Below are 16,857 nucleotides of genomic sequence, written 5' to 3' on the forward strand. Positions count from 1 at the left end.
TTTAATCAAGGGCTACACTTGAGCTATATAGATAAAAACGGAATAATCAAAAATGGACAAATCAAAGTTTTTAAGCAAAGTTCTTGGGATTTATTTGATCCTTGTTAGTTTCGCGATGTTTCTCAATTTGGAGCAGTTTACAATCTACGTCCAAGACTTGCTTAAAAATGCGCCCTTAATGCTCGTACTAGGTTTTTGGACTCTTATTCTTGGGGTACTTATGGTTGTAAGCCATAACATTTGGCAGTGTAACTGGCGACTTTTAATAACCATTATTTGCTGGGTCGTATTGCTAAAAGGGGCAAGCATGATTTTTTATCCTCACTATATTGATTATGCAACTTTTCTCTTTATGCAGAATAAAAATATCGCCTATAGCGCTGCCGGATTTGAGCTGATTTTGGGAATAATCCTTAGTTATCTTGGTTTTAAACGGGTATAACAGCCGATTAATGTATGTTCGCCATTCCTATGGTTTTTGAAGGTTTGTTGGGATAGGCGAGCAGCAGGATATGCCGCTGAACTAATACAACAAGATACTCTGCGCTCAATGAATATTAGTTCTTGTACTGATTTTTAGATAAGTTACATGGCTTGAGCTCATTTTCTAGCACACAAAAATCATTTGCTCTGACTTGATACAACGCGTTCATGGCATTTAAATCATGGGAAGCCGCCGCCAATCCCTTCCCGTCGAATCCAATGCATACCAGTCGCCCGTCGTGCATCATCGCCTTATATATCGCAAAATCAACACCCAACTTAGAACCCTCGCAAAACCAAGACTCTTGCTCGCCATCATTCAACCAATTATAAAATTTTGTTGCCGACGTGGGTTGTTTTACAAAATCAGGTACGGGGAAAAAGGGTGTTTCACTACAGTATTCATAAACTACATGAATCGGCAATAATTGTTGGGCGCTACCAACACCCATTCGCCATTGATTATCCTCACCGCTACTAACATACTCTTGAAGTTGGTTAATGATAGTGCCTTCAAAATCAAAATGCTTTTCTGGCGATTGTGTGATGACTCCATGACGTTCATAGGTCACACCGATTTCTTTTATTCTTTGATATTGTGTCCTTAATACCGCCTTGATTTGTTCACCTTCTGCTGTTTTAGGTAAACAATCAAGCATCTTCGTCCACATATGCTTGTCTAAAGCCCACAAACAATACTCAAAACCACTAATGTTGGTAAACGTTCGGCCTGATAAATCAGTTACTTGCCCCCTGATATACATTAAAGCTGGATTCTTTTGAAGCATCTTTGCTACCGCCGCATGATTTCCACGAACAACATGATGAAGAAATTCTCGAGCCTTGTATAATAGATTTAAGTGCTGATTCGTTTTAAACAAGGTCTCATTCGCTTTTGAGACTTTAGAAAGGTTTATTAAATCTTGGGTTGGTAGAAACTTAGTTACTTCACCCTGTATACCATTGGGTAACTGATTAAAATATTCAAATTGATCGTGCACGGCTTTTCCTGGAGATAATTAGGCATTTGGATTTTATTTGCGCATATAGTTTTTGTAAACACCACCAATGATTTATTTTAACGCAACTTAATTGTAAATCTTGTCATTTCAACCATTTGATCGCTCATCGGATTGGTCTTTAATGAAGCAATTATCAACTGCTCCTAGTCAATTCATAGCTTATTAGGTTAAAGTAATATGTCCGATTATTTTTTCAATTAAGGGAATAGTAATGAAAATTTTAGCAAAATCACTTTTTTGTACTGTCTTTTTGGCCAATATTGCTTTTGCTGATGATCAAATAGCACAATTTAATACGCAAATCCAAAATCAGTTAAAGCAATTACAAGCACAGCAACAGCAACAGACACAACAACTTAACACGCAACTCCAGGCACAAATTCAAAAAGTACAAAATGATTTACAGCAACAAATACAAACACTAAATAGCCAACTGCAAAATCAGATAAAAACAGTACAAAGTCAATTGCAGACCCAAATACAAACTGTGAACACACAAGTGCAACAATTAGCAGGGAAGCAAGTTCAACCTGTAACAGTACCTGCTCCCCAAAAATAGTCAAAATCCATTCCCGCAAACGCGGGAATCCTTCTTAGTGACGTCTGTTTGTCCTCTTTTTTTATTATCTCATAAATCACTTGATTTCTTTTTAGGCAAAAATCCATTAAGAGTATATAATTAAAATTGAACTGGCTTCGAGTAATAAGTTAATTCATTAGCTAGTCCAGAGAGGGGAATGAGTGAGGGAACATGGCAAGACGTAAACTAGATTACAAAGAGGTGGCCGAGGCTGCGGAACGAGTTAAAAGGCAAGGCCGAGAACCATCGCTTATTAATGTATGCGAAGAATTAGGAATAATTACACCCACTTCTAACCTATCCATCCTTCTTGAACGATGGTATCACACCCAACCCGAATTTCAGCGTTCTGTTAAAGCGCCGCTTTCAGAAAATATTAATGTAAAAACTCATGATATTCTTGAAAAGAATGTAGAGCTGGAAAAATCTTTATCCCTATTGCGTGCCACACTTGAATCAACTGCTGACGGCATTATGATGGTAAACGGCAAAGGACAAGTGGTTGATTGGAATCAAAAATTCGTAGAGATGTGGCGTATACCTTCCCATATGTTGGAATCAGGTACTGAAAGTATTGGTTTTGAATATATTTTGCAACAACTAAGTAACCCCGAAGCAGTGATTGCTGATGTAAAATATCTTTATGAAAATCCAGAGTGGCAAGGAGAACTACCTGTTTTGCATTTTAAAGATGGTCGAATTTTTGAGCGATTTACCCAACCGCAACGAATAGGCGCTGAGATCGTTGGCAGAGTATACAGTTTCAGGGATATAACCCAAAAATTGCTCGAAGAAGATGAACTTCGTATTCGAGAACGAGCCATTGAGGCGAGTACACATGGCGTTGCGATTCTTGATATTTCTAAACCCGACTTGCCAATTATTTATGTTAATAAAGCATTTGAACGCATTACAGGCTATAGCGAAAGACAAATATTAGGACAGAATCTATCCTTTTTACATGGTAGTAAAGTGGAGCATGTGAATCATAAACGGATTACTTTAGCGATTAAGGAATTACGTGAAGAAACAGTAGAGTTAGAAAGTTATCGACGCAGTGGTGAAGTTTTTTGGTGTGAAGTGAGTGTAGCGCCAGTCAGAGATTCATTTGATAACGTTAAGCATTATGTCTGCATCCTTAACGATGTCACCCAACGCCGTGAGATGGAACAACAATTAATTCAACAAGCAACTCATGATTCGCTCACCGAGTTACCCAATAGAGTTTTATTAATCGACCGTGTGGATCAAGCAATTTTACTGGCCAAGAAAAAAGGCTCCATGTTGGGTTTCTTATTCCTCGATCTGGATCACTTCAAAATGACAAACGATACTTTGGGCCATAGCATTGGCGACAGACTGTTGCAAGCCGTATCCAACCGCTTGCTGATTGCTACTGACGATTTTGATACCGTTTGCCGCTTAGGTGGGGACGAGTTTGTGGTTTTGTTACAGGACGTTGCTACTGAGCTGCAAGCACAACAAAAAGCAGAAGAAATACTTACCTCTATAGCTAAACCGATTCAGATTGATCAACATAATTTAAAAATCACTGGCAGTATAGGCATTAGTTATTACCCTAAGGATGGCGATGATTATGAATCGTTAATGAAATGTGCTGATTTATCGATGTATCATGCTAAAGATAGCGGTCGTAATACGTATCGTACCTATGATAAAGAAATGAATATGCGCATCATTAATCGTATGCAACTGGACAATGCATTGCGTGACTCACTTAAGCGCCATGAGTTTCATCTGGTGTATCAACCCTTTGTTAATTTGGCTACGAATAAAATTATTGGCTTTGAGGCATTATTACGTTGGCATAGCCATATTTTAGGAGATGTTCCTCCTAATGAATTTATAGGCATGGCCGAGGAAAATGGCTTAATTCTTGATATTGGCATGTGGGTTTTGCGAGAAGCATGCAGTCAACTTGTACGTTGGCATCGTCAAGGTTATAACCAATTAACTGTAGCAGTAAATATTTCCGGCCGACAATTCCGTCTGGCTCATTTATCGGAGGTCATTGAAAACATTCTTCTTGAAACGGGTTTACCTGCCAAATTTCTGGAATTGGAACTCACAGAAAGCCTGCTTATTGATAACGTAAAACATGCTGTGGAAACCATGTATGCGTTGAAAGACATGGGGACAAAACTAGCTATAGATGATTTTGGTACTGGCTATTCGAGTTTAGCTTATCTCAAGCAGTTTCCTGTAGATAAATTAAAAATCGATCGCTCATTTATCAGTGAGTTAGTCAATCGAGAAAATGATGCAGCAATCACAAGAGCAATCATTAATTTAGGCCATAGCTTAAATTTACAGGTATTAGCCGAAGGAGTTGAAACTGATTTACAACGTGAATTTATCATGCAACATGGTTGTGACTATGCTCAGGGCTATTATTTTGCAATGCCTCAAAAAGCAGAAGACTTAAAAGATTTTATTCGCCAACACATTTAAATTTTTATAACGCCATTAGCAATTCTTTACTGTACTGGGAATGACTTATGGGATTATAAATTTTCCTACTATTTTTTCTGATATCTCTCAAATCGGTACGATTCTTGCTGGTAAAAATTACGCTGTAATTTTGAGTATTTTTTATGGTGAATTGATTATTAATGGATAAGCAGTCGTAGTAATTGTCGTCGGAAGTGAATATCAGTACGGGCGAGGATACTTTATGCCCACCGGATTAAAACAATATGTTCACTTAAGACTGCAATCGTCCCAAGGAGACTGGAATGAAAGAAGTAACCATTATTGGTTCGGGTTTGGCGGGAACCTTGCTTGCCCTCTATTTGGCCAAAAGAGGCTATAAACTTGAATTATTTGATGCACGCCCCGATGTACGACTCATGCATGCAGATGATGGGCGTTCAATTAACCTGGCTTTATCATGCCGTGGCATTACTGGCATGGAAGGGGTAGGGATCATGCCACTGGTGAAAAAACTCATGGTTCCCATGCGGGCTCGTGCGATTCATGAGATTCAAGGACAAATTAAATTTCAATCGTTTGGCCGACATCATGATGAATACATTAATGCAATTCTAAGAAATGAACTCAATAAATTATTGCTTTCTGAGGTAGAGAAATTTCCCAAGATAAAACTCAACTTCAATACGAAACTCATTGACGTGGATGTTGAGAATAAAATGGCTATGTTTGAATTACCTAATGGCGCCTTTTTAAAACAAAACTATGAACTGCTTATTGGTGCTGATGGTGCTGGTTCCTGTGTTCGTGAGCACCTGCAGGCGAAGCATTTGGTACATGCATCGCGTACTTTCTTACCTTATGGATATAAAGAGCTATCTATTGGAGTGCCTGGCCAAAATCACCTTAATCACGAACATTTACACCTCTGGCCTAGGGAAGCCTTTTTATTATTAGGCAATCCTAATCTTGATCAATCGATTACAGGGTCCCTATTCTTACCGCATGAAGGAAAAAACAGCTTTGCTGAATTGGATAATGAATTGAAAATTAATGCTTTTTTCAAAGAATCATTCCCAGATGCTTATGTCGATATGCCTCATGTAGTTGAAGAATTTACGCAACATCCTACAGGTAATATGAGTACTATTAAATGTGACCCATGGTATTACCAAGATCAATGCCTCCTAATAGGAGATGCGGCTCACGGTGTTGTTCCTTTTTTTGGCCAGGGAATGAATAGTGCGTTTGAAGACTGTCGTATTTTGAATAAGCTTCTGGATCAATATCATGATGATTGGCAGGAAGTAATGCCCGCATTTTATCGTTCAAGGAAAATAAATACTGATGCGGTCGCACAAATGTCTATGGATAACTTTCATGAAATTCAAATTGACATCAGAGACAAAAGATTTAACTTAAAAAAACAATTGGAACATGAATTAATGCATCGCTATCCAGAACATTATGTTTCAAAACATGTTTTGGTGATGTTTACGAATACCCCTTATGCACAAGCGCAAGCGCATGGGGAATTACAAGCGGAATTTTTAAATGAACTATGCGATAAAGTGGAGCGAATTGAAGAGATTGATTGGGATAAAGTAGAGAAAAAGTTAAAACAATATGACAAAAAATTGGCATAATTGATTTGAATTTTAAAATATGTAAAAAATTCAAGGGACTGCTTTGCCAAAATTTTGACATATAGATTGTTATTTATTCATATAAATGACAGAAGCAAGTTGCCTTTTATTTAAAAAGGGCATAAATGACCTTTTTTCATAGTTTTTTGAGGGAAAATAGAAAAAAAGTTGGTATGCGAAATGCATTGTTAGAAGTGTCCAACAAATTTTCTCATGGAGATGGCTATGAAAATCATACAAGATTATATTGATTCCAAACAACAAGAATTCATGAATCATCCTTTTTTTGAAATACTAGAACAATTAAAAAGTTTAAAAGAATTAGGCTATTTTGTTCCTGAATTAACCTTTTGGGCTATGACGTTCCAGGATATTTTAAGAATAAACGAAGAACGAGTAACCGACCCTTATTTACGAAAAGTCGCTCGTCACCACAGACTCGAAGATGCAGGTCATGAAAAATGGTTTCTACATGATAAAAAGTACATGGGTGCAGTCAATATCGATTCAGCAAATGATACCAATGATGTAAGTTGGCTCTACAGTAAAGAAACTCAATTAACTCGCGATGCGGCTTATGCAATTTTAGCTGAAGTATATAAAGCGAATGATGAAATTCTCAATATTGTTCTGCTCTTAACGATTGAATCCTCAGGACATGTATTTTTTGAAAAGGTTTCAAAACAAGTGAAAAAAACCGGGGAAGATAAAAATCTCAAATATTTCTCCACATCACACTTGGAGGTAGAAATGGCTCATGCCTTGTTTGAAGAAGAAATGGAACGCTCTTTGTTTTCAAGACAAGTACCCATTCACATTCGCCGCGAAGCCTTAAAAATGGTAGACCGATGCTACGATGCATTCAACAAGATGTTCGATGGCTTGATTATTGCTTGTAATCGAAGACTCGAACTGGCAAAACAAAGGAATCATCAAGATGCTGCAAACAAAGAACCAGTGGAACTCATTTCACATAAAGCAGTGTAAAAAAAAGTTTGGACAAGCGATGCTCAGCGATGGGCATTCGCTTGTTTGTTTTCGCGAAGATTTCGGCAAACTGATTCACTCTGATCCAATTGCCGCCTTTGAACCTCAAACAATCGCAGAACTACAATCATTTATACAGTATGCTCATGAAAATCAATTACCCATCACGCTCCGTGGCAATGGAATGAGCCAGAGTGGGCAATCGCTCGCTGTCTCTGGTGGCATGCTCCTTAATATGAAGCATTTCAATCATGCTTCAGAAGCTGATTCAAGCTCCATCTGGGTTGAAGCAAATACGTCTTGGGCCTCATTATTGGATAATTCGTTAAAACAATCTATGACCCCTTATGTAGTCCCTCATAATTGTAATTTAACAGTTGGAGGTGTTCTTTCTGCTGGCGGCATGGGTGCTGCATCATTCAAATACGGTAGCGTGACGGCCCATGTCAAAGCACTAGAAATAGTGCAAGCGAATGGCGAATTGATACAAGCAGAACAACAATCCTCTTTAACGCAAGCCTGTTTAGGAGGACAAGGACGCTTTGGCCTGATAACCAAAGCCTGTATTGCATTAAGACCTTGTTTAAAAAATGTTAGAACGTTCTTCTTGATTTATTTAGAAAAGGACGAATGGCTTAATGATTTGCTTTTGTGTCAAACAAAAGCAGATTATGTAGAATCATTTTGCACCCCGGCAATACAAGGTGCGAAATTATCGACAAAAGGGCGAGCACCTTTTGCCCAATGGTTTTATTCCCTTCATGTAGCACTAGAATATGACAATTTACCCCCTGATTTCCATGATTTAGGATTAAAACCCTGGCGCTTGTTACATAGCCAAGATGAATCCATTCATTCTTATTTACATCGTCATGATTCACGTTTCAATGCAATGCAAATAACCGGGCAATGGGAATTACAACATCCATGGTATGAATGTTTCATACCCGGTTCACAATTAAATAATCTAGAAGAGTTATTGGCTACTTTGCCTTTACACTTTGCTACGGTGGTACATCTTGCCCGGATTGCGCCCCTTGCTCCGGCTGGATTTTTGCAGCTACCTAAAGATGAAGATGTTTTTGCCTTCATGATTCTGAATCCAGGATTACCTAACTCATTGATTCCGAGTTGTTTAGAAACCATCAAACACTTGGACTCACTCTTTTTGCCCCAAGGTGGCAAGCGCTATCTTTCTGGATATTTGGGGGACTCTCCAGATAAAGAATTTTGGCAAAATCATTTTGAAGAACGATATGCAGATTGGATTAAATTAAAAGAACTTTATGATCCACACCATATTTTTTGCTCTGTTTTGCATCATTATTAGTTTAACCTGGGTGCAGCACAGCAGTCCCCCGGAAGACTGTGATTTTTTAAATCAGGGTTTTGCTGCACTGCACCCAAGCCACTCGTTTAACTCACCTATGCGAAGCCTTAGGCTTAAATTCCATTAAAGTGAATAAACTATTTGTTGGATAACTGTTTTTAAAGATAAATCCCGCGGGTTCAATGGATTGTTGCCATTCGGACAAGGTACGTTGTCTGCCGCCTAATAATACCATCATCACAATATCCATCGTTTTATTAGGATGAGGCTCATTGTCATCAGGCATTACTTGCTCTGCAATAAATAAAGTCGCATTTTGAGGCATTTGTTGCGCGCAGTTTTTCAATATTTTATGCATCATTTCATCGTTAAAATCATGCAAAACTCCTTTGAAAATATAGGCATCTGCTGGAGGGATGGTCGCAAAAAAGTCACCCTCCTGGAGGGTCACTTGGTTGGAAAATGTATTAGGATCCAATTGGCAAATCACTGCGGGCGTATCAAAAAGAATAGCCTTTAACATGGGATATTGATTGGTGATTGCTTTTACAAGCCCCCCTCGCCCGCCGCCCATATCAACAAAGCTGGAAAAAGTAGCGAAATTGTATGCATTGCTAATTGCCACATCATCATAAGTTGATAATTTAGCCATTCCTCTATCAAAATTTTGCTGTTTCTCTGCATTTTTACCAAGAAAGCTAAAAAAATCGTCGCCATGTTGTAGCTCAAATGCAGATGTTCCTGTCTTAAGGCTAGCATCCAACTGAGAGAATGCTTGCCACCAAGCATCATCCACCATACATAATACATCACGCATGGAATGAGGATCATCGTCACACAGCGGTTTGGATAATTCGGTCAATGAATAAACGCCTTTGTCGTAATTAAATAAATCATAACTACTTAGAAACTTTAATACCCTATCAAGCAATTCGGGTTTACTTTCTGTTACTTGGGCTAATTCATCGATCCTTTTAGGTCCAGAAGCTAGATGATTTGCTACGCCCAATTTGGCTACGGCATGTAGTGCTCGTGAAACAACATACCAGCGCGATATAATAGCTAATTGAATATGTGGTTTATCCATGTGAGATTGCATATAAAATTCCTTTTAATACGGTCCATTTATTATTTGTTAATTAGATCAAAAAGTTAAGTATTATTATTTATTTAATTTTATCCAAAAAGAAATGAGCGCATTGAAATCGAACTATTCTCAATCGCTTCATAAATGAAAACCGGTTCGTCTTCATCATGTACAGCACCTAAAATATAAAACAATGGATAGTAGTGGTCAGGAGTAGGAACACTCAGCTTTCCTGCAATCGTATCACGATAGTGAGTAATTAATGCTGCAAAATCTCTGGCCATTAATTTTTCTTTGAGCCATTCATCAAACTCAACAGCCCAATCATAAGGCGTTGATTTACGCTCCCAACTGATTTTGGAAAGATTATGTACTAAATTACCACTGCTGACGATAAGAATGTTTTGCTCTCGTAATGATTGTAATTGCTGTCCAATTTGATAATGGAACTCTTCAGGTTGTTCTATATCAAGGCTGAGCTGAACAATGGGAATATTCGCCTGAGGATATATATGTCGCACCACCGACCAAGTGCCGTGATCCAATCCCCATTGTTCATCATCCAGTTTGATTGACGTCCGAGTTACGATGGTTTTAATGAGTTCTGCCGTTTCGGGAGAACCAGGGGCTGGATATGCTATATTAAACAGCTTTTTGGGGAAGCAATAAAAATCATGGATCGTTCTGGGATTTAGCATATGTGTGACCCAGGTGCCTTTAGTTAACCAGTGTGCTGAAATACATACAATTGCCGTTGGTTGAGGAATTTTGTTACCTAATGCTTGCAAGCTCAATGTAAATTTATTAGTCTGAATTGCATGCATGGGACAGCCATGGCCAATAAAAATTAATGGCATGCGCTTTTTGTGGTCCAAATTATCCTTTATGTCCATAATGAAGCACCATAAAATCAGCACTCACTTAGTATCATATTAGTTCAAAAAATGCGGGATGTTTAATTATCCGGCATTTATTAAACAATTATCCCTTTTGCAAAATATAATGTTATGGTTGTATCTCGTATATTAAAAAAAGCTTTTAATCATAACCAATGACGAATAATCAATGACCAATTGAGCTATTTTTAATATACTTTGCACAAATTAACTTACATGGTAATTAATTATGTGGTACTTAAGAGTAATGCGTGAACTATTGAAAACACTCCCGGAAAGGGATCAAACAGATGGAAAAGATTTTTTAATAGAACTTTTTCGATCTGTTAAAAAATTATGGGGGCTCCCTGAAATAGAATTCTTTCTAGGTCTTATTGAGAAGTCTTTTTTAAAATTTGAAAATCAGGAACCTGGTTCAGTCTCTTTAACCGAGTTCTCAAGGCATATTTTGGGGCTTACTCTACTTTATATTAAATCCAGTGACGAGTTAGCTATATGGAATAGCGATTTTATTCCAAAAATGAACAAAATGGAGCGATTTTTAGCCATTAAAAAAAGAACATCGATGATTAAATTTCTTAATCAACTTGAAATGAATGCATTTGCGAGTTTAGAGCACAAGCTTAATATCAATTTCACTCATTTAAGGTCCATTATAAGTAAATGCACCGCCTTGGAGCAAAGCGAAAATGGCAGCTCCACCATCGCTCAATTTTTTGCTTATGCTTATGCTAACGAGTTGGATCGAGAAAATTGTTGTGATGCGTTTAAACTGATCATCCAAGATGCCATGACACACATTGAAAGTCAGAACAATGAGACTTTACAGCAGATTTTTCCCAGTAAATCTCAATTAAGGCTATTTAAATCAATTGCAGCTTATAGTACTGCCTCAGAAAGCAAATCCGAATACATGAAAAAGCGATAGTTATAAATTCCGGGATATCCAAGTCCCGGACAATTCACCCGCCCAAAGTATGAAGTCGTCTAAGCCAACTCACTCCGCTAACATCGCTGCATGGCTCAGACTTGCGATCCTGACTCCAAAAGCAACCAGTAAGCCCCCCATAATTTTGACAATGTAATATTGCAACCGATTTAGATTCGTTTTTACATACTGATGGGTAAGCATGTAAGCGAGACAGGAAAACCAAATCATGTGAATTAAAGCAATTTCAACTCCATAACCTAACTCACTCATAATCGAATGACCGGGCTTTACCACCAAAGTAAAAAATGCCAGTAAGAACATAATTGCTTTGGGATTTAAAAGATTGCACAACAAACCTTGATTAAAAGCGTACAAACCTGTGATGGAATGAGATGAATGGCTGGCATCCAATTTCATCATTTCGCGCTTCGCTAATAAGCTTTTGATGCCAATATAGATTAGGTAAGCAGCCCCCAGGTATTTTATAATGCTGAATGCAAGTAATGATTGCGAAATCACAAGAGCCAATCCTAAAATGCAGTAGCTTGCATGAATTAAAAGACTCACTGAAACGCCAAGAGCGGTATAGATTCCTTCTCTTCGAGAATAAAGTAAGGAATTTTTAGTAACTAAAGCAAAATCAGGTCCAGGAGAAATCGCGGCTAACATAATCAATATACTTATAGATAAAAACTCTTGCACAATGTTCCTCCCTAAAATCATAAAAAATAATTATAACACAATCTTGGGTTGTCTCGGATGTCCTGATTCGCATCAAATTAGTTTATGGTTATTAACAGGACTTACGAAAAAACCCAAGGTCGAGGCAAAAAATGCTTTTAATGAGAGAGTTTAGATATACAAAATGACTGAATTAAAAACATTTTTTAACGAGGAGTTTGGGGTTTTTCGTAAGTCCTGATTAAATCTTGTTATCCCGATAATAGGTAGTGAAATTCTTCTCTGCACTTAAAGGTTGCTGTGCATAAGCTTCTTGAGTTAAAGAACATTGATAGTCAAAAACAGCCCCTATGTTCTTCGCTGTGAAGCTTGATGCATCATTTCCCCCATGGCCATCATAAATCCCTACCAAAAAAGGCAGTAAAGGAGAAAGGGTTTGGATTGCAATTAAAATATTATCTCGAGATCCCCGTTCGAGCGCTTTATTCGCAAGCATTTTTGCTAGTTGGTGTTCTTCTAGCTTGTTTGCCAATGGTACTTCGTATAAGCAATTAAAAAGCCACTGCTCATGTTCTTTTTGGGTTTGGAGTGCTAAAGGCTCTGTAAAGCCATCACAGGTTGTAATGATGAGAGTCGTTCCTACACGATCTGGAGAAATACCTATAGCGTCACCAATTTCATCGAGGCGATGGATATCGATATGTGCATCAGCGCAAACTACCTCCGCATTATAATCAAAATCACCTATCGCGCGAGATACTGCCAACTCACCATTGATGCGATCGAAAAAGACTACGCCCCCTGCTTTTTGAATACGCTCTAACTCAACTGCAGGGTGATGAATAATACTATTTAAACGTACAACACCAGCTAACTTAGCCTGGATATCGTAAATAACCGCAAAAGAGATGGAGTCTGCTAAAGTTGCAGTGATTAGGTTCCCATGACCATCATATACGGTCGTCGACGCCGTGGTGCCTCCATGCATCACATTACGCCCTAAAATATTAATTATGTGATAACTGGTCCATAAACGATGACCAATCTCTTGAGGGGTAAGTAAATTAAAATGATTTAGAGAATACCAACAGGCAAAAGCCGCATCTTCTTGGCTCGGACGTGCGCCCATGGTCTCATATAAACCAAATCCATGTTCTTTTACACGTTCACAAACATCAATCCCATCATCAGGAAGTGATGTGATGTATTGAATGCTTTGCATGCTTTTTCCTATCAACACCTCCTGTAAAAATATAGCACATAGATTTTCGAGTCATTAATGGGCAAATTGTTTATATATGGTGTCATTCCCGCGCAGGCAGAAATCTATCCATCAAATTAATTCCTTACTTTATTTGTGAGATGGATTTCCCGCCTGCGCGGGAATGACATCAATATAGAGCAAAATGAATTATTAATACTGACATTGATTAATAAAAATTCTTGTGTTTAAAAAGGGGACGACACATCAAGGCCCGAGCCCTTCGCCTATATTGCATCCTCAGTTAATTGCGTTAAATAACCGCATTGAATTAAATAATTAAGGTATTTATTGAATACTGTTTCATTTATTTTTTCACAGTAAATGTCATGGTGAGCCAATTGAGTTTTTGTATAAGTACAATCGATTTTCGCCTTATTGTTGTGAAGATATAAATCAAACAATGAACTGTCTTTATGTGCCACTTTTTCCGTAAAGAAGGGGCGTAATGGAGAAAATGAGTGATTTAATTGATTTTGCTCTTTAATCATTTGTTCCCATTCAGGGTATGTGACATCTTTTACCTTAAAACCCTTGGCTCTAACATATCCAAATAATTGCTCTATACTAACTTCCTGTGGGTTTATTAAATGATAGGTATCAGACTGATGCGGTTTTTCCATAGCCAAACGAGTAATTGCTTTTGCGACGTAATCCACAGGAACAAAATTGAACCCCACGTCCAATTTAGGTCGAGCCCCTAATTCGATGCATCCCTTGAGGATACGACACACCACGTCATCCTGGTTCCAATAACCGGTTTGACTTTCCCCAGTTATAAGGCTCGGCCTGTAAATCACGGTTGGAATATCATAAGTTCGAGCATGAAGTACCAGTTGCTCTGCCAACCACTTCGTTTGATTATAGCCACCATAAATTCCTTCTTGAGGAGCAAGCTCGGTACGCTCGCTGATCACCCTGTCATCCCTCAAATCAGCAGACATAAAATAGCCTACGGTGGAAATATAATGCAGCGCTTTCAGCTTCCTGTACCCTGCCAGGTCGATAAGTTGTTTCGTACCGAAGACATTGCTTGCTGCCAGCTTTTGATATGGATAAATAAAATTAAGTACCGCGGCTCCATGAAAAATAAGATCAACCGTATCAGCCAAATAGTACCAATCATGCTTGGAAAGACCCAAGTTATTTTTTTCTAAATTGCCTAAAACGATTTTAATTCGATCATGATACACCGGACTCCATACACCATAGTGCTCCATATTTTTAATCACTCGGCTTATTCCTGCCGCATGTGAACTGGCCTGAACAAGACAGGTAAGCTGCCAGCTCGTATTGGATAACAGCTCACGTAGCACATAAGCTCCCAAGAAACCTGTGGCTCCGGTTAATAATACATGATGAGGAGTTGCCTTGGGCAAAGAGGTAATATGGGGCGTCATGTTTTTATACAGATTAAACTCAGCAACCAAATCAATAGGAGTATGAGAGAGCAGCTTTTGCTCCTTTGTTTTACCTGTGAATAAATCCATTATTTCGCCCAGGCTTGGATCTTTGAGCAGAAATTCAATGGATAGATCTTGTTCAGCGGTTGTTGAAAGGGCATAGTGCAACTCGCCCAGTTTGAGTGAATTGACTCCCAATTCGCTTAACTTTTTTTCTTTATCTAAAACCGTAATATCTTCATTAAAAATGGGGTAGAGCATCTGAGCAATGTCCGCCGTTTCAGCATGCAGTGTTGTTTCAGGCTCCCCTGCTAGATTTTTTGCAATCGTATCGATAAAGATAATATCTAAGTCACCTTGCAGATATTTTTTCTTACATAACAAACGTTGTGTTTTTCCGCTGGTTGTTTTGGGAACTGATTTACGCGCAACAAGAACCACAACGTCTGCATCAATTCCATGGACCTGCAACAGATTGCTTCGTATGGTTTTGATTAGTTCTTCTGAATCGAGCGTCTCAACGCCCTTTTTAATTTCTTGAACGATAACCAATAATTCATGCTCCTGTTCTTCTATGGAAAAAATGGCACAACCATGCTCCTGTAGATGGGGATGGCATGCATGAATGGTATCTTCCAAATCATGAGGGTAATAATTACGGCCACGAATAATAATCAGATCATTCAGACGCCCCGTTACATAAAGTGATCCTTTATCCAGATAACCCAGATCCCCTGTGCGTAAAAAAGAATGCTTTTTACCTGCGAGACGGGCATTAAAAGTGTGTTTTGTTTCCTCAGCTAATTGCCAATATCCCTGAGCAACACTTTTACCTGCTACCCATATTTCCCCAACCACTCGTTCTGGACATTCCTGCAACGTTTCAGGATTGACAATTGCAAGATAACAAGCGTCAATGGGCTGTCCACAGTTAATCAAACTGCGGGCATCAGGATGGGATTTATCACAATAAAGTACGTTCCCCTGCTCGAGGGCACTCTTATTGACCCATTGGTAACCTATTCCTTGTTGGCGATTCCCTCCTGTGACCATCAATGTCGATTCAGCGAGCCCATAGCAGGGATAAAAAACCTCTGGGGAAAAGCCACAAGGTTTAAAACGTTGGATAAAACGTTCAATAGTTGCCCTGCGAATAGGTTCTGCTCCACTCATTGCACATTGCAAGCTACTTAAATCCAAGTGTTCTTTTTCTTTCTCAGTGACTTTACTCGTACATAAATCATAAGCAAAATTGGGAGCGACCGTAGCCGTAGCTCGATAATGTGCGATCGTTTCCAACCAAATTGCCGGGCGTTGTAAAAAGGTCAATGGCGACATCAGTTTGACAGGAATCGTGCTAAAAACAGGTTGTAATATCCCGCCAATGAGGCCCATATCATGATAATGAGGTAACCAGGACACACTGACATCTTCTTCTGTTAGACGATTCGCTTTTTCGATTACTAATAAATTATGCAGTAAATTACCATGACTAACCATCACTCCTTTGGGTTTTCCAGTGGAGCCGGAAGTATATTGTAAAAATGCAATATGATGTTCACTCAGAGAGGGAGCACGCCAGCGGTCCGGAGCATTAACCCAATCTTCGGTAGTTATGAATTGCATCACTGCATAATCATCATATTTTGCATTCAGTTTTTTGATTTGCACCATGAGCTCTGTTGTTGTCAAAACAACATGTGCCCCTGAGTTTTTAATAATACGATGGGATTTCTCAGCCCAATCTTTTGTGGTGGGTGGATAAGAAGGTACGGCAATAGTTCCTGCATACAAACAACCAAAAAAAGCAGAAATAAACTCAAGACCAGGAGGGTAAATAACTAAGACTCGCTCACCAGGATGGGTTACTTCCTGCAAAACACTTGCTATTTTCTTTGCCTGTTCTGCTAACTCAAGATAAGTCAGGTTCTTATTTTCCTTTATTTTTCTGTGTATGAACGTATAAAGTGGAAAATTCGGATTTTTTTCTACTTTTTTTTCCAGTAAGTCGACCAAGCTTGTGTAAAAATTGTCCCCCATACCAAACCCCTAAACCCAAAATAATTATCGCTGAACTTTAAAGAGAACTGCATGAATAC

General features: G+C 38.6%; 13 protein-coding genes. 7 read left to right on the forward strand and 6 right to left on the reverse strand.

The window, feature by feature from the left end; all coding sequences use genetic code 11:
* Positions 1-52 precede the first annotated feature (52 nt).
* A complete protein-coding gene (locus ELY20_RS01910; RefSeq protein ID WP_110141060.1) occupies positions 53-442 on the forward strand; it encodes a hypothetical protein in 390 nt (129 codons plus the stop codon).
* A 115-nt stretch (positions 443-557) separates the two neighbouring features.
* Here ELY20_RS01910 and ELY20_RS01915 read toward each other — a convergent pair whose 3' ends face one another.
* On the reverse strand, positions 558-1,484 hold the full coding sequence (locus ELY20_RS01915) for an F-box protein (protein ID WP_110141059.1): 927 nt from the start codon (positions 1,482-1,484) through the stop codon (positions 558-560).
* A 232-nt stretch (positions 1,485-1,716) separates the two neighbouring features.
* Between ELY20_RS01915 and ELY20_RS01920 the strand changes: the two genes are divergently transcribed.
* The 5 genes from ELY20_RS01920 to ELY20_RS01940 all read left to right on the forward strand — a co-directional run bounded on the left by ELY20_RS01920 (position 1,717) and on the right by ELY20_RS01940 (position 8,499).
* Entirely contained in the window at positions 1,717-2,064 is a 348-nt protein-coding gene (locus ELY20_RS01920) for a hypothetical protein (protein ID WP_110141058.1), read from the forward strand.
* Positions 2,065-2,256: 192 nt separating this feature from the next.
* Entirely contained in the window at positions 2,257-4,557 is a 2,301-nt protein-coding gene (locus ELY20_RS01925) for a bifunctional diguanylate cyclase/phosphodiesterase (RefSeq protein WP_110141057.1), read from the forward strand.
* A gap of 284 nt (positions 4,558-4,841) precedes the next feature.
* The gene (locus ELY20_RS01930; protein WP_110141056.1) at positions 4,842-6,182 is read left to right on the forward strand and encodes an FAD-dependent oxidoreductase; all 1,341 of its coding nucleotides are present in this window, start codon (positions 4,842-4,844) and stop codon (positions 6,180-6,182) included.
* Positions 6,183-6,407: 225 nt separating this feature from the next.
* Complete coding sequence (locus tag ELY20_RS01935) at positions 6,408-7,169, forward strand: hypothetical protein (RefSeq protein ID WP_110141055.1); 762 nt, start codon at positions 6,408-6,410, stop codon at positions 7,167-7,169.
* Positions 7,120-8,499, forward strand: a complete 1,380-nt coding sequence (locus tag ELY20_RS01940; protein ID WP_110141054.1) for an FAD-binding protein — start codon at positions 7,120-7,122, stop codon at positions 8,497-8,499. Before ELY20_RS01935 ends, ELY20_RS01940 begins: the two co-directional genes overlap by 50 nt.
* 91 nt (positions 8,500-8,590) lie before the next feature.
* Here the strand turns inward: ELY20_RS01940 and ELY20_RS01945 are convergent, their stop codons facing one another.
* Positions 8,591-9,598 (reverse strand): methyltransferase, encoded by a 1,008-nt coding sequence (locus tag ELY20_RS01945; RefSeq protein ID WP_110141053.1) that lies wholly within the window; start codon positions 9,596-9,598, stop codon positions 8,591-8,593.
* Between the two features lie 77 nt (positions 9,599-9,675).
* The gene (gene ygiD, locus ELY20_RS01950) at positions 9,676-10,479 is read right to left on the reverse strand and encodes a 4,5-DOPA-extradiol-dioxygenase (RefSeq protein ID WP_233590473.1); all 804 of its coding nucleotides are present in this window, start codon (positions 10,477-10,479) and stop codon (positions 9,676-9,678) included.
* A gap of 232 nt (positions 10,480-10,711) precedes the next feature.
* Here ygiD and ELY20_RS01955 point away from each other — a divergent pair, with 232 nt between their 5' ends.
* Complete coding sequence (locus ELY20_RS01955) at positions 10,712-11,410, forward strand: hypothetical protein (protein WP_126955296.1); 699 nt, start codon at positions 10,712-10,714, stop codon at positions 11,408-11,410.
* A gap of 69 nt (positions 11,411-11,479) precedes the next feature.
* On the opposite strand, the gene ELY20_RS01960 is transcribed toward ELY20_RS01955, so the two are convergent.
* The 3 genes from ELY20_RS01960 to ELY20_RS01970 form a co-directional block, all read right to left on the reverse strand.
* A complete protein-coding gene (locus ELY20_RS01960) occupies positions 11,480-12,115 on the reverse strand; it encodes a LysE family transporter (RefSeq protein WP_110141051.1) in 636 nt (211 codons plus the stop codon).
* 220 nt (positions 12,116-12,335) lie between these two features.
* The gene (locus tag ELY20_RS01965) at positions 12,336-13,316 is read right to left on the reverse strand and encodes a PP2C family serine/threonine-protein phosphatase (protein ID WP_110141050.1); all 981 of its coding nucleotides are present in this window, start codon (positions 13,314-13,316) and stop codon (positions 12,336-12,338) included.
* A 266-nt stretch (positions 13,317-13,582) separates the two neighbouring features.
* On the reverse strand, positions 13,583-16,798 hold the full coding sequence (locus ELY20_RS01970) for a thioester reductase domain-containing protein (RefSeq protein ID WP_110141049.1): 3,216 nt from the start codon (positions 16,796-16,798) through the stop codon (positions 13,583-13,585).
* Positions 16,799-16,857 lie beyond the last annotated feature (59 nt).

Origin of the sequence: Legionella qingyii (assembly GCF_003990155.1) — a bacterium.
Classification (GTDB): domain Bacteria; phylum Pseudomonadota; class Gammaproteobacteria; order Legionellales; family Legionellaceae; genus Legionella; species Legionella qingyii.

Bases quoted from the DNA above. Each gene is read 5' to 3' on its own strand.
- ELY20_RS01935 (WP_110141055.1), top strand. From the start codon at position 6,408: ATGAAAATCATACAAGATTATATTGATTCCAAACAACAAGAATTCATG.
- ELY20_RS01970 (WP_110141049.1), bottom strand. From the start codon at position 16,798: ATGGGGGACAATTTTTACACAAGCTTGGTCGACTTACTGGAAAAAAAA.
- ELY20_RS01940 (WP_110141054.1), top strand. From the start codon at position 7,120: ATGCTGCAAACAAAGAACCAGTGGAACTCATTTCACATAAAGCAGTGT.
- ELY20_RS01910 (WP_110141060.1), top strand. From the start codon at position 53: ATGGACAAATCAAAGTTTTTAAGCAAAGTTCTTGGGATTTATTTGATC.
- ygiD (WP_233590473.1), bottom strand. From the start codon at position 10,479: ATGGACATAAAGGATAATTTGGACCACAAAAAGCGCATGCCATTAATT.
- ELY20_RS01955 (WP_126955296.1), top strand. From the start codon at position 10,712: ATGTGGTACTTAAGAGTAATGCGTGAACTATTGAAAACACTCCCGGAA.
- ELY20_RS01920 (WP_110141058.1), top strand. From the start codon at position 1,717: ATGAAAATTTTAGCAAAATCACTTTTTTGTACTGTCTTTTTGGCCAAT.
- ELY20_RS01945 (WP_110141053.1), bottom strand. From the start codon at position 9,598: ATGCAATCTCACATGGATAAACCACATATTCAATTAGCTATTATATCG.
- ELY20_RS01930 (WP_110141056.1), top strand. From the start codon at position 4,842: ATGAAAGAAGTAACCATTATTGGTTCGGGTTTGGCGGGAACCTTGCTT.
- ELY20_RS01965 (WP_110141050.1), bottom strand. From the start codon at position 13,316: ATGCAAAGCATTCAATACATCACATCACTTCCTGATGATGGGATTGAT.
- ELY20_RS01925 (WP_110141057.1), top strand. From the start codon at position 2,257: ATGGCAAGACGTAAACTAGATTACAAAGAGGTGGCCGAGGCTGCGGAA.